This window comes from Viridibacillus sp. FSL E2-0187 (assembly GCF_038006425.1).
In the GTDB taxonomy this organism is placed as follows: domain Bacteria; phylum Bacillota; class Bacilli; order Bacillales_A; family Planococcaceae; genus Viridibacillus; species Viridibacillus arvi.
Map to the genome: position 1 here is coordinate 124,262 of NZ_JBBOVG010000002.1, position 14,555 is coordinate 138,816.

General features: G+C 34.7%; 13 protein-coding genes. 2 read left to right on the plus strand and 11 right to left on the minus strand.

The genetic code is table 11. The features are described from left to right. The first annotated feature begins 253 nt into the window (after positions 1 to 253). Both MHH85_RS19760 and MHH85_RS19765 read left to right on the plus strand, forming a co-directional pair. Positions 254 to 658, plus strand: coding sequence for a MarR family winged helix-turn-helix transcriptional regulator (locus MHH85_RS19760; protein WP_340708271.1), 405 nt, complete (start codon positions 254 to 256; stop codon positions 656 to 658). After that, entirely contained in the window at positions 658 to 2,292 is a 1,635-nt protein-coding gene (locus MHH85_RS19765; protein WP_340708272.1) for an MDR family MFS transporter, read from the plus strand. Before MHH85_RS19760 ends, MHH85_RS19765 begins: the two co-directional genes overlap by 1 nt. 506 nt (positions 2,293 to 2,798) lie before the next feature. Here MHH85_RS19765 and MHH85_RS19770 read toward each other — a convergent pair. From MHH85_RS19770 to MHH85_RS19820, 11 genes are all read right to left on the minus strand, one after another. After that, positions 2,799 to 3,872 carry a sensor histidine kinase gene (locus MHH85_RS19770; RefSeq protein ID WP_340708273.1) on the minus strand — a complete coding sequence of 358 codons (1,074 nt, stop codon included), beginning with the start codon at positions 3,870 to 3,872 and terminating at the stop codon, positions 2,799 to 2,801. Then, positions 3,869 to 4,546 carry a response regulator transcription factor gene (locus tag MHH85_RS19775; RefSeq protein ID WP_340708274.1) on the minus strand — a complete coding sequence of 226 codons (678 nt, stop codon included), beginning with the start codon at positions 4,544 to 4,546 and terminating at the stop codon, positions 3,869 to 3,871. The genes MHH85_RS19770 and MHH85_RS19775 overlap by 4 nt, the downstream gene beginning before the upstream one ends. A 20-nt stretch (positions 4,547 to 4,566) precedes the next feature. Continuing rightward, positions 4,567 to 6,315 carry an ABC transporter ATP-binding protein gene (locus tag MHH85_RS19780; protein ID WP_340708275.1) on the minus strand — a complete coding sequence of 583 codons (1,749 nt, stop codon included), beginning with the start codon at positions 6,313 to 6,315 and terminating at the stop codon, positions 4,567 to 4,569. Positions 6,316 to 6,729: 414 nt separating this feature from the next. Continuing rightward, positions 6,730 to 7,230 (minus strand): HugZ family pyridoxamine 5'-phosphate oxidase, encoded by a 501-nt coding sequence (locus tag MHH85_RS19785; RefSeq protein WP_340708276.1) that lies wholly within the window; start codon positions 7,228 to 7,230, stop codon positions 6,730 to 6,732. Between the two features lie 14 nt (positions 7,231 to 7,244). Next, positions 7,245 to 8,036: an ABC transporter ATP-binding protein gene (locus MHH85_RS19790; RefSeq protein WP_053418453.1), complete on the minus strand. Its 792-nt coding sequence runs from the start codon at positions 8,034 to 8,036 to the stop codon at positions 7,245 to 7,247. A gap of 1 nt (position 8,037) precedes the next feature. Next, positions 8,038 to 9,024: a FecCD family ABC transporter permease gene (locus MHH85_RS19795; RefSeq protein ID WP_193737936.1), complete on the minus strand. Its 987-nt coding sequence runs from the start codon at positions 9,022 to 9,024 to the stop codon at positions 8,038 to 8,040. A gap of 27 nt (positions 9,025 to 9,051) precedes the next feature. Beyond that, complete coding sequence (locus MHH85_RS19800) at positions 9,052 to 10,041, minus strand: ABC transporter substrate-binding protein (protein WP_340708277.1); 990 nt, start codon at positions 10,039 to 10,041, stop codon at positions 9,052 to 9,054. Between the two features lie 282 nt (positions 10,042 to 10,323). Beyond that, on the minus strand, positions 10,324 to 11,466 hold the full coding sequence (locus tag MHH85_RS19805) for a DHHW family protein (RefSeq protein WP_340708278.1): 1,143 nt from the start codon (positions 11,464 to 11,466) through the stop codon (positions 10,324 to 10,326). A gap of 14 nt (positions 11,467 to 11,480) precedes the next feature. Further along, positions 11,481 to 12,866 carry an MBOAT family O-acyltransferase gene (locus tag MHH85_RS19810; RefSeq protein ID WP_340708279.1) on the minus strand — a complete coding sequence of 462 codons (1,386 nt, stop codon included), beginning with the start codon at positions 12,864 to 12,866 and terminating at the stop codon, positions 11,481 to 11,483. 6 nt (positions 12,867 to 12,872) lie between these two features. Beyond that, positions 12,873 to 13,358 (minus strand): DUF4358 domain-containing protein, encoded by a 486-nt coding sequence (locus MHH85_RS19815; RefSeq protein ID WP_340708280.1) that lies wholly within the window; start codon positions 13,356 to 13,358, stop codon positions 12,873 to 12,875. Positions 13,359 to 13,562: 204 nt separating this feature from the next. Then, positions 13,563 to 14,390 carry a hypothetical protein gene (locus MHH85_RS19820; protein ID WP_340708281.1) on the minus strand — a complete coding sequence of 276 codons (828 nt, stop codon included), beginning with the start codon at positions 14,388 to 14,390 and terminating at the stop codon, positions 13,563 to 13,565. Between the last annotated feature and the right edge of the window lie 165 nt (positions 14,391 to 14,555).

Here is a 14,555-nt window from a genome sequence, read left to right on the forward strand (position 1 = left end):
CATGAAATATTGCTCAAAAAAGAATTATCCTACCATATAAAAGACTTATATTAATGTGCAATTTGTGCGATTTAAAATATTGAAAAAATTAGGGAGTTTCGTTTACAAAAAAAGGTAATAAAGTGTAAGCTTGTAAGGTATTATAGGGGGTAAACAATTTAAATGGTAAATCATTTTTTTCTTTTTTGAACAAAAATAAGGGGGTGTCCTCATATCTAATTTAAATAATCTAACCGAATTTGAAGAACTTTACGTGGAATTTCAGCGAAAAGTATCAGTTGAATGGAATAAGCATTTAGATAAGCTTGTTTCTGGATCACAAGCGATAATTTTACGAAATCTAGAAGAAAAAGGACCACAAAATGCATCTACATTGGCAAAACATTTGCGTATTACGCCAGGTGCAGTTACTAGCCTATCGGATAAATTGATTACCAATGGTTATGCACAAAGAAAAAGAGATAGTAATGATCGTAGAATGGTACTTTTAGAAATTACTGAACAGGGGCGTGAAATATTACAGTTATTTAAAGTAGAAATTAAAAGTGTCGTACAACAATTTTTCTCAGGTTTACCCGACGAAGATATTAACCATTTAATACGTATTTATCAGCATGTGTTAATGAATATTTCTACAAAGAAAGAGGAGAAAAGTTAATGACACATCTAACCAATAAAAAGAAAATTACCATTATGATAGCTATTCTTACTTCATTGTTTTTTGCTGCAATAAATCAAACAATCATCGGCATTGCCATGCCACGTATTATTGCTAAACTTGGAGGTATGGACTATTATTCATGGGCCATTACAATTTATCTGCTCACTTCAACAGTTTCATCAATTTTGGTTGGTAAACTTTCTGATATTTACGGTAGAAGACCATTTCTTCTATTAGGAATTAGCGTATTTATGATTGGAGCAATTTTATCTGGCTTTGCTACAAATATTTTTCAACTAATTTCCTTCCGTGCTATTCAAGGTGCTGGAGCTGGTATTATTATGTCTACCGTTTTCACTGCCGTAGGGGATTTATATGAGCCACGAGAGCGTGCTAAATGGTCTGGTGTAATGAGTGCAGTTTTTGGAATATCTAGTGTAGCAGGTCCTTTACTAGGCGGGTATATTGTTGATCATCTTGATTGGCATTGGGTATTTTGGATTTTCTTACCCCTTGGTATTATTGCTTTTATTTTAATACTCATCAACTTCCCTAAAGGTACGAAAAGAACTGGAGAATCGGTGGATTATTGGGGGTCATTCTTCCTGACATCAACCATTGTTCCTTTACTTCTTGCCGTATCATTGGCAGGCGACGGCCCTAACAAATATGCATGGGGATCGTGGCAAATCATTGGACTATTTACGATTACTATTGTTGCTTTAATATTCTTCATCTGGATTCAAACAAGAGTGAAAAGCCCAGTATTACCACTTGGTTTATTTAAAAACAGTATCTTTACTGTTTCCAACTTAGTTACTTTCTTTTTAAATGCAGGGATGATGGGCGCAATCATCTATGTACCATTCTTTGTACAGGGCGTAAAGGGAATCTCACCTACCATTGCAGGTTATGTAGCAATGCCGATGTCCATCGCTATGTTACTAGCTTCGGCGCTTTCTGGTAACCTCATGACCAAAACAGGGAAGTATAAAAAAAGAGGGATTCTAGGGTTAATCGTGATGACAATTGGCATCATGTTGCTGTATTTCATGACACCCGAGACACCTATATATGTCCTAATTGCATATCTACTTATACTAGGATTTGGACTCGGATTAGCAATGCCTGTATTTACTATAACAGTACAAAATGCAGTCGCACCTCAACAAATCGGTGTAGCAACAGCAACATCTCAACTATTCCGTAATCTTGGCGGAACTATTGGTATTGCTGTAATGGGAAGCATCCTGAGTACCAGCATCGCAAATAAGATGGCTGAGCTATCCGGAATAAAAGGTCAAAGTACAATACCTGTATCAACAGATCCTGCATTAGGAGAAGAACTTGCTCTTTTTAATAATCCACAGAACCTATTAGATCAACCCAAAATCGAAGCTACTTTAAAAAGTTTATCTCCTGAATCACAAGTAATATTTACGAAAATACTGGATACAGTTCAAGAAGCCCTGAGCTATGCCATTACAACTACCTTTTTAGTAGGGGCCATTATGGCTGCTGTGGCTGTTATTATTGCTTTATTTTTAAAAGAAATACCTTTACGTTCAGGTAAAAATATGGAAATAAAAGAGGAAAATATCAAATCTAAAGTTACTACTTCAAAGAAATAACTACGTAAATTTATTATGAAATAAGAGTGGGTTTAATCAACCCACTTTTATTTTTGGATACGAGTTACAGTTGGTGGATGCCATTAGCCATTTAGTGCACTCCTTTGCGAAGTATACATTCGATTCCTCCTACATAAATTGTTCTTGATAGAAGCCTACCTATATTTAGTTTGTGCAAAAAACTTAGAGAAACAGGCAATTATAGAATACTTAAAAAGGGGATAAGTAAGTATTGAAATCAAATGATAATAAAAAATATTCTTTTCAAACTCATGTTATAAGAAAAGGTATTAGCTATGGAACATGCTTATCTATGATTATTTCTTATACCGCATATCATTCCATAGGATGGGCTATCATACATGGGTGTTTTAGCTGGCTTTACGTCATCTATTACTTAATCAAATATTCACCTGGTTTATTTTAAAAAGCAGAAAAGACCTCTAACAAACTCTAGAAGTCTTTCTTTAATATTAATCAATGACTGTTTAATACATGCCTCATGGCTATTTATGAACGGGTTCATCTTGCTCTAAAGGCATCGTCACAAAAAATGTAGTTTGTTCACCTAGTTGGCTTTGCACTGAAATACTGCCATTATGCATGTTTATAATTTTTTGCACGATAGAAAGTCCTAAGCCACTGCCCCCGTTGGATACTGCTCTCGATTTATCGGCTTTAAAGAAACGTTCAAATATATGTTTTTGATCTTCTTCTGTCATTCCTATCCCAGTATCAGTAATAGAAATAGTCGCCGTATCATTTTGTTTGAATAAGCGAATGTAAATCGTTCCTCCATTAGAAGTGAACTTTATACTGTTACTAATTAAATTCATCCACACTTGATTCATCAAATCTTCATCAGCAAAAACCAGAACATTTTCCAAATCGAGTTCCATTTCAATATTTTTAGATATCCATCTAGGTTCACAGGATAAAACCACATTACGCAATTGTTTATCCAGACGATACGACTTCGGCTCAAATGGGTGATGTTGTGATTCTAATGATGTTAACTTTAGTAAATTATCACTAATTTTCGATAATCGGTGGCTTTCCATCTCAATAATCTCTAAATAATGCTCCCTTTTTTCATCAGTCAAATTAATGTTTTTCAAAGCTTTTGCAAATCCATTAATCGAGGTTAAAGGCGATTGAATTTCGTGCGAAACGTTGGATATAAATTCCTGACGCATTTTTTCTATTTCACCTAATTCAATTGCCATATGATTTATTCCGCTAATGAGTTGTCCAAAATGATCTTCGTCATCGTCTGATTTCAAGTCTAATTTGACGCTAAAATCCCCTTTCGCAATTCGCCCTATAGCATCAACCACCGTATCCCAATAATTACGCTGCCTTCTAAATCCAAATAAAAAGAGAACGGCAGCAGTACATGCAAAAAGGATAAATACACCTATTACAGTATAAAATTGTTGCCAAAAACCTTGGGGATGCTTGCCAAGCCAATCATATATCAATGAGGTCACGTGATAAGAAATAAATGCAAAGAGCGTATTAGTTAAAAGAAAAAGTATAAACATACTCAATACTTTTAACGAAATTACCCATTTCTTCATGCCCCTAACTCCAATCGATAACCGAGCCCCCGGATCGTCCGTATTGTGAATTCACTTTTATCTTCTGGGAATCGCTCTCGAATTCTTTTAATATGAACATCTACTGTACGATCATCACCTTCATAGTCATATCCCCAAATTTCTTCTATTAACTGTTCTCGTGAGAATGTCTTCCCAGGGTAACTAGCTAATGTAAATAATAATTCGAATTCTTTTAATCGAAGCGTAATATTTTCTCCTCTATAAATTAGTTCATAGGTTTCCCGATTCATCTTAACATTACCGACCTCTACTGTTTGGGATGCAGAAATACGATAACGCTTTAGAATAGATTTAACACGCACGATTAACTCTGCTGGCTCAAATGGTTTTACAAGATAATCATCTGTACCTAGATTAAATCCTTTTACCTTTTGAGCGGTTTCTCCTTTTGCAGTCAGCATAAGAATTGGCAAATCATTATTCAGCTTTCGTATTTCTCTGCATAATTCCCATCCATCCATATTCGGCATCATTATATCCATAATGACCATATCAATTTTTTCCGATTCTAGCTTGGACAGTGCATCAACACCGTCCACCGCTTCAAGTATACTTAGTCCTTCATTTTGTAAAAACACACTTACTAATTCTCTAATATGCTCATCATCATCCACAACTAACAATCTTGTCATGACAACAAATCCCTTCATATTTACTCTTGAATACGTAACTGTTGTTTCGCAAATTCTTTGTACATCTCATGTGATTGAAATAACGCATTATGCGTCCCGCTTCCCGTAATATGGCCCTTCTCAATAAATATAATATTGTCGGCATCGACAACGGTAGAGAGACGGTGAGCAATGACAAGTGTTGTTCGACCTTTCATCAAATTGTCTAATGCTTTTTGAACATAAATTTCTGAATTACTATCGAGACTAGAAGTTGCTTCATCAAGCATTAAAATTTGAGGGTCGCGTAATAGTGCTCTAGCAATTGCAATTCGCTGGCGCTGTCCGCCCGAAAGCTTGATTCCTCGCTCTCCTACTTCAGTGTCAAACTTATCAGGAAGTGCTTGAATAAATTGATCGGCATACGCCATTTTTACGACTTTTTCAAGTTCTTTATCTGTAACCTCTTTTTCTATTCCATAACAAATGTTATCGCGTATTGTTCCAGATATAAGAGCACTTTCCTGAGCAACATACCCAATTTTACGTCTCCAAGAATGTAAGGAGAATGTATCGATTGGTGTATCTCCTAATGTTATGCTTCCCTTCGTAGGTTGATAATACCGTTCTAAGAGAGAAAATGTAGTGGTCTTTCCCCCTCCACTAGGACCAACAATAGCCGTTACTTTACCGGGCTCAATTGTAAAATTAATATTAGATAAAATCGCTTCTTTTCCATATGCAAAATCCACATGATTCACATGAATAGGTTCTGTCACTAGATCTAACTCTTTACCTTCATATATATCTTCCTCATCATGATTAAGTACTGCACTAATTCGTTCAGTTGCTCCCATTGCTTTTTGTAATTGAGTAAAGAACATCGTTAATTGCGTCATCGGTATAATAATTTGAATTAAATATAAAATAAAAGCGACCATATCGCCAGCTGTTAATGCACCAGAAGAAACACGTACTCCTCCGTACCCAATAACTGCCACTAACACAATCATAAGGATAAATGAAATCAATGGTGAAATAAGTGCATGTATTTTAGCTTCTTTTAAACCAAAATTGAAAAGATTTGTAATACCTCTTTTTCCACGATTATATTCTATGTTCTCTGCATTTGAAGCTTTTACTAAACGTGATTCTGGTAATACTTGATTTAATACAGCAGTAAATTTTGCCGTTTCATCTTGCATTCCTTTTGAAATTACATACATTTTCTTACCTAACAACATTAATATCACCATTGCAACTGGAACAGCAACAAGCATTACTAAAGTCATTTTCCAATCTAAGAATAGCAAAATCGTAACAGAACCGATAATTGCAATAATGCCAGATAAACAATTAGCAAGATGTTCTGTAATGAGTTCCTTCACAACAGCAGTATCATTTGTTACACGGCTCAGTGTCTCCCCTGTATCATTCTTATCATAATAAGGTATTGGTAGGTGAAGTAGTTTTTTCCACAACCTATCTCTTAATCTTGCTACTACGTGATGACCAACACGATTTAACAAATAAATCGAGAGTCCGCTCGCTATTGCTTGGGCAATAAAAGCAATTACTAATAAAATTATTTGCCAATAGTTAAGTGAATCTAACGAAAAACCATCCACTAATTTTTTTGTAAACAACGGTACGACAAAGCCTACCCCTGTTGTCGCAAAACTCATACAAAGTGCGATAATTAACAAAAGCTTAGGCGGTTCAGTTTGTTTTATTAACTGCACAAACTGTCGCCAACCCTTTAATTTGTTTTCTTTTATATCTTCTTTCATTGTTCATATTCCTCCTTATATATTCCCAAACAACGGTTTAGCTATCTTATAATAGTTACTTTAGCATTTCATTATGAACTCAATATGAAGCGAACGTAGGTAGTGAGAATTAATGAAAATGATCTTCTTATTAATTTTACTATAGATAGAATCTCTTAGTATGTAAGCGAAGATTAATATAACTACTGAGGAAGTACAAGAGAGATTTAAGAGCTGCGAAATTAAAGTACCCTTCATTTTCATACTTAGATATAAATAAGAAAAAGAGAAGTAATATCATCACCAGTGGATGATATTACTTCTCCTTATATTAATCGAATTCAATTTTCCTACTATATTAATTTATACCTTTAACCCAGGTTTATTTTATCATTTAAAGCTCAGTATCGAAAAATCATTTCATTAGGATAAAACTTATTTATCCTTTTTATCCACTACAACATGCTCAAATTTTTCGCCAGATAAATCAATATCAAATGCTTGACCAAAGCCAACTACATAGCGACCTTCTTTTGGCGTAAGTTCAAATAAAGATAGATCTAATCCTCGTAAAACGCCCATCATTGGTGCGCCATGATTCTTTTCAAACTTAGCAAAAATTTCTTCATGGCCATCATTTCCGACATTCTCTGCAACACATTGGAAGCGAGCTCGCTCACGTGCAAATAAGTTTGGAGAATCTTGTTCATCTGTAATCATCATGATACTGATTAGATTATTATCTTCAATAAATTTATAATGGTCTGTTATGATACTTATATAGATATAAATCTTCCCATCATGCTGAACATACGGCGCATAACTAGTAAATGGGTTACCCTCGTTATCTAAGCTACTAATGACAACTGTCTTACACTTATCGATAAACTGTAAATATTGTTCCTTCTTTTTAGTGATATCAATTTGTTTTACCATTTGTTTTCCTCCTATTATTGAGCACTTACTTTTGAGATTCCTAATAAGTTTATACGTGGTTTTCCATGCTGGAAATGTGAATCAATTTCACATTCCACTCCGTAAACATTACGAATCATTTCTTGAGTCATTACTTCTTCTGGCGTACCGTATTTTACGACTATTCCCTTGGAAATAACGCATATTTTATCGCTATAAATACTCGCCTGATTTAAATCATGTAGTACCATTACAACCGTCATGCCTAATTCACGATTAACGGTGTGGACTAGTTCTAACAATTGAAGTTGATGAGCAATATCTAAGTAAGTTGTAGGTTCATCAAGCATCAAAATTTTCGGTCTCTGCGCTAAGGACATAGCAATCCAAGCTCTCTGCGCTTCTCCACCTGAAAGTGAGGCTACTAATCGGTCTTTCAAAGGTGTTAATCCTGTTTTTTCAATTGCCCATTCAACTATGCTTAAATCCTCATCACTCGTACGTTCATACCATTTCTTATGAGGTATACGTCCATATTTCACTAGTTCTTCAACTGTAATATCTGAAGGTGGCTCATTTGATTGAAATAAAACACTCATCATTTGTGAAATTGATTTTGTACCTAATGACTGTAAATCTCTACCATCTAAAAAAACTTTTTCTTTTTGCACCGGAATCAATCTAGACATCGCTTTTAAAGCAGTAGATTTCCCCGAACCATTCGGACCTATAATCGAAACGATTTCGCCTTTTTCTACGTTTATCTCAAAATTATCTAATATTTTTTTCTGATCATAGCTAATATCCAATGATTGAGCTTTTAGCATCTTAAATGTCACCCGCTCTCATTAAATATAAAAAGTAAGGTCCGCCTACCATTGCCATGACGATACCTGCTGGAATATCTAAAGGTGAGAATAGGGATCGTCCAATTGTATCCGCAACTAGCAGGACGACAGCCCCTAATACCATACTCATAGGCATTAGAAGACGATAATTTGAACCGACTATTAACCTCGACATATGTGGCACAATAAGTCCTACAAAACCTAATAATCCAACAATTGATACTGAAATAGCTGCTAAATACACGGCCACTAAAGACAAGATAATTCGGATTCTGTTTGTATTTTCCCCTAAGTTTACGGCCACATTTTCGCCTAAGCTCAAAATGTTCGCTGAACGAATACAAAATAATACGGCAATCCACCCAACAATGGAATATGGGAATAGAATACTTACATCTCCCATTCCTTTCGCTGATAAACTACCATTCATCCACTGTAAAGCTGAAGGAAGACGATCACTATAAAGAATCGATAGTAGCCCCGTTATTCCTCCGAAAACTGCATTCACCGCTACTCCTGATAAAATAATCCTAACAGGTGAAATACCATTCTTCTTCCACGCTAATGCATAAACGAGCGTAACAGCTATCAATCCACCTACTACAGCAGCAAGGGGAATCCACTTACCGAATTCAGGGAATAACAATAAGATAAATAATACTGTCACTGCAGCACCACTTGAAACCCCCGTTAAACCTGGATCTGCAAGAGGGTTTCTCATTACGGCTTGCAGTAATGCACCAGATATAGCTAAGTTTATGCCCACTATAGCAGCAATAAGGACTCTAGGTATCCGTAAATCCCAGACGATTGTTTCTGACAATGATTCACCAGAACCGAATATTGTTCTTATCGTTTCCATAGGTGACAGTTGCACACTTCCAATACCGATTGACAGAATCATAAAAATGATTAATAGAACAGCTGTTATACCTATGCTAAATTTTTTCTTCGGTTTCACTTTCATTACGTCCAACCCTCATCCTAAGTCATATTACTTATATAAAATTTCGTTTAACTGCTCTAATCCTTTTGTTGCTTTTTCAATTGAAGCATAACCGAATACTTCATAGTCAAGGGCTTGAACGCGATCTTCTTTAAAGGCTTGTAACTTCTCCCAAGCACCATTCTTCTTCACTTCTGCTTTAAATTGTTCTAATGCTGCTGTTGGATCACCGTGTGAAACAAGAAGGATTGCGTCTGGATTTGAAGCAACTACATCTTCCATATTCATCGGTACATATGCTTCTGTTGATTTTAACGCTTCATTAACTATATTCGTAGCACCTAACTTCTTCACCAAACTACCAACATATGTTTTTTCGCTCATTAACATGAATGACTCTCCTGAACCAAATAACACCATTACTTTAGATGCGTCTTTACCTTTCACCGCTTCTAATACTGCTGCCTCTTTCTCTTCTAATTGTGAAAGATATGTTTTTGCTGCATCTTCCTTATGTAAAACTTTCCCCATTACTTCAAATGAAATTTTTAGATCTTCATAAGAATCTGTTGGAATATATGCAGTTGCTACTTTACTATTTTTTATCTTCTTGTCTAAACTGTCTTTAATCGATTCTGGTCCGATTAAGATATCAGGTTTAAGACTTACAATTTTCTCTACATCTGGCTCGATAGTAGAACCAATTTGTTCAATTTTATCGAATCCCTCAGGTAATTTATGTGTTGAGGTTGGAATTCCAACTGGTTTTACATCTAAAATATTCATCATTTCTAAAATAGAAACTGAAGTTGTAACGATTGATGTAGGTTGTTCTGCTGGAAATTGTTTTAATAATTTTTCTACAGCTTTTGTATGTTCACTAGAAACCTTTTCATTGCTTTGAGATTTCGTAGCATCATTCTCTTGACTAGTTACAACTTTGTCTTTAGTTGTTTCTGATTCTGCCTTATCCTCTCCGCATCCACCTAAAACAAGTAATGCAGATAAAAATGCAGCTCCATATAAACCTTTTTTCATTATAAAAAAATCCCCCGTCCGATTTTAATTGAAAATAATTATCATTATCATCTAGAAATATATCAGACAATGGAAATGTTTACAACCACTTTTTCAAAAAAATATGATAAATACAATTAAAATATTTAGGATTCAAAGAAATTAACTAAAAAAATCGCACTCTATAGTTAGAGTGCGATTTGAAAGAGATTTGTATTAAATTGTCTACAATTTGATGCCAAATGATTTATATCCTCTACAAAAAAATAATGATAATCTCGATTCTTTTGTATAAATTAATCCCTAGTTATTTAATTTCAACAAACCATTATTCTCAATAAAGGTAGTTGTATTAAATAAAAATAATACATCTTCAATTTCATTTTTTGACATGTATTCTCTAATATTACCGTTATAATATCGAATATCAATCATATGAATTTCTGGCACATGATTTGTCAGAAAAGGGATTACGCTATGCGCATAAGAGTCTTTAATAACTAGTAGCTTCTCTTGCTCAACCTTACTCAATTCAAGCCGGGTTGAAAGCTTTATCAATGCATGGACACCACCTAAGAAATAAGAATATTGATCCTTCTTATTAAGAAAACTTGTATCATACATACTCGTGACAGTCTTATCAGTATCCGCAATATACATTTCTGTAGGTGAAGGTTTACGGGGCGTATAGGCTTGAATAGTATCAGGAGCTATTCCACTAAACTGCCCTTTTGTATGAAAACTACCTAGAAAAGAATTGCTCACCGTTGTAATCTCGAAGTCCTTTTGTTGAAGGGCATGCCAACCCTTCCGATCTGCATAGGCCTTGTAAGCTAAATAAGCTCCATAGGTCGTCCAATGATGATCCGTCCGATAATAAATGGGCTCTGCAGTATGTGCGCTAAAGACATCAAAACCATCTATAAAGGTTAACTTATTCTGTATTTGATCAGAGATGAATTGATGCACCTTTTTTTGAGGATACGAAGGTGCTAACCATGGCAAGCGTTCAGGATAAAGTCCAATTGATGTAGGTGCAAGTAGGAAGGTCATATTTACTTTTGAATGTTTGCTAGCAAATTGGTTTATTGATTCTGTGTATTTTTGTATTTGCATATAATTTGGCTCTGAGAATTTTTCAAATAAATAGCCATCTTTCCCTTTATAAATATCGTTATTCTCCTGCTGAAGCCGAGATTGTTCAACAGTCGACTTCACTGATATCCATTTTTCTCGAAAAGGAAAGTGGTCGGTAATGAAAATTTCAACATCTTCTGCGTATTTCTTTGACCATATGTTATTCCAAGTTAGCTGAGGAACGCCTTGTAAATACCTGTTTTCAAGTTCAGAAAACTTTTGTTTAGGTAAAATTAAAAAAATCAGCAGGAGTAGAAATAACGTTCCAACAAACCCCAGTACTAATATTCGATCTGTTTTTGCCTTCATGTTTTTCTCTCTCCTTAGAATCGGAAGTATAAGAATGGGTTAAAAGTTGCGTCTACCAAATAAGCAATGGAAAGAAAGAAAAGAAAACCATACCAAACTACAGAAAGAAGAGAAGTAAAATTATTAATTGGTATTTGTTTCTTAGGTAAAGAAGAAATAATCAGTATTATGAGCAAAATTCCATTCGTATAAGCGTAGTAAATCGTGCTGTCATTCCAAAGTGGCTGATGATTGAACCCGGACATAGCTTGCAAATAACTAACTATTAAAGTAGGTTTCTCAAAGACAAATAATACCCAACCAATCAAAATAAGTACGAGTGCATAAACGTGCCTCAACCAACGTGGCAATCGCTGCAACAACTGTAATCCCCACCACTTTTCAATTATAAGAATGACACCAAAATACAAACCCCATATTATAAAGTTCCAGCTTGCTCCATGCCAGAAACCTGTAAGTAACCAAACGATTAGTATATTACGCATTTGAATAGCTAACCCTCGTCGGTTGCCTCCAAGTGGAATATAAACGTAATCTCGAAACCAACTACTGAGGGAAATATGCCATCTTCTCCAGAAATCAGTAATACTTTCCGCTATATACGGTTTATTGAAGTTTTCTTTAAAACGGAAGCCAAACATGAGACCAAGCCCAATAGCCATATCAGAATAACCACTAAAATCAAAATAGATTTGGAAAGCAAATGCGATTATACCGATCCAAGCTGTTAATACAGGCATCGAATCTGCATTTGAAATAGAAATGGTATGCCAAAGTAAACCAATATTATTAGCCAGAAGTACTTTCTTAGCTAGTCCAATAATAAACCTGCGAACCCCTTCTGCGAACATTTCGATATTTTCGGATCGCTTTCGTAGCTGTTTTGCAATCGTGTTATATTGTACGATTGGACCGGCCACTAATTGCGGAAACAATGCCACATAAGTCCCGAAGTCAAGCCAATTTCGCTGTGCTCTAGCTGTGCCTCTATATACATCTATTATGTAAGACATAGATTGAAAGGTATAGAACGAGATTCCAATCGGTAAAGGCAGTTCATTAAATTGGATATGTGTACCAAGTAAAGTATTAATATTTTGTATAAGGAAATCTGCATATTTAAAATAAGAAAGTAATCCTAAGTTAACAATGATAGAAAGGGTAACAATTAACTTACGCTTCAAAGTAGACAGTTTCGGCCTATCAAGTAACAAACCGAAACTGTAATCTGTAATCGTGGATATTAGCATTAATACGATGTAAATTGGTTCGCCCCATGCATAAAAGAACAAACTTGTTAAAAACAAAATGCCATTTCTAAATCGCCTTGGTGAACAATAATAAAGAGCTAAAACTGTCGGCAAAAATAGGAATAAGAAAATCAGGCTACTGAATACCATGACCTATTATTTTTTTGCAAAGAAGCTTTCATATTCTTTTACAAGTTCATCTGATCTATCAGAGATAACTAATAAAACATATTTCCCTTTAGTTATTAGCTTATAGTTTTTTGCATTTTCATATTGATCAGGGAGATATGTTTCAAATTGCTTTTTAACATCTTCTGCTCGTTGTTTTACCGCCGATTCTACGTCTGAAATATCCTTAGCATCTTTTACTTTTAAGATAGCAATCTCATTGGTCTTGACGTTCATCATTGGTATTCTGATTGCATATTCTTCAAGCTTTTCAGGGTCCAGGTGGTATAACGTCTTTACTTCATCTGCTTTCAATTCTACTTGAGCAGGTTGTTCTACTTTCTCTACCATCTTATCAGCCATTTCTTTCGCAGATAGCTCAGGTTCAATTGCAGTTTCTTTTTTGCCTGAACAAGCTGTAAGTACACTCCCTAATATAACAGTTAACATAAAAATGATTATTCCTTTTTTCATAGTTAAGTACTCTCCATTCCGCATTTGTAATTTTAAAGTAAATAGATAAATTATTATCCAATATTGTTACATTATTTATACCCTTCCAGATGAAAATTTTAACACAACAGTTGCATAAAATTATTATCAACTGCTTAATTCAGAAATTTGAAGCATTAATAAAAATGAAAAACCGACAACATTTGCCGGTTTGGAAGACTAATTCTATTGTAAAAATTCCTTGAGTAGACTATTAAAGAAAGTCTGATTTTGATGGAGATGAGATAAATGTTTCATTCCATAAGCTCCATATTGTAAAAACAATCCCTCTTTATTTGCCTGGAAATCCAGGTGTTTATCTGGTACGGACATTCTTTGAGCCATAGTAGCATGATATACCCAAGATTTTAAATAACACTTTGGACGCCAATTAGTTCGGGTTCCCATATAATAAAGATAGCCTAGCAGTAAACTATCATCTTCATACCCTTGCTTTCCTTTAAAAAACTGAAGGTCATAGCCCCCAATAACTTTTAAAGCATTTGCCTTATGAATGACAGGATGAACAAATCGTTCACTCACTACCTCTTCAGCAAGACTTTCTAGTATTGAAATCATATTCTCTTTATTTTGTGGAAGGACTATAAAGCGCCCTAATGGTTGTAACTCCCCACTGCTTGTTAAAATACCAGGCGATACCATGGGTTCATCAGTAGTTTCTAAAAAATGAATTAGAGGTTCATACCAGTTTTTAGGGAACACCATATCCAGATGTATTTCAGAAATATAGCCTACTTCTTTAAAATTCCCCCAAATATACTCAAAACACTTTTGTCTCGCTTGGGCAATTCCAATGTTTTCTCCATCTCCTAAAATCACGTTAGGGATTTTGTAATGAGCGAGCTTTTCTTCTAAAACAGATTTACTAAGATTCCCTTGGTTATAGATAACAATAAATTTTTCATCCGATTCCCCTAAACTCTCAAAACATTGTTCAAATAATGTTAAGTCCGAGGACTGATACATAAGTGGCATTGTATGAATAATTTTCATTTGAATCACGCCCTTCTTTAAAAAGTTTATTAAAGTGGCAGTTATATTCCATTGAAAATGGTTATTTTAAATAACTAATAAACATGTACTTTCACTTGAAATATTTATAAATCGCAAATAAAGACCATCTCAATTACTATATGCTTGTTGCTGTATAAACGTTCA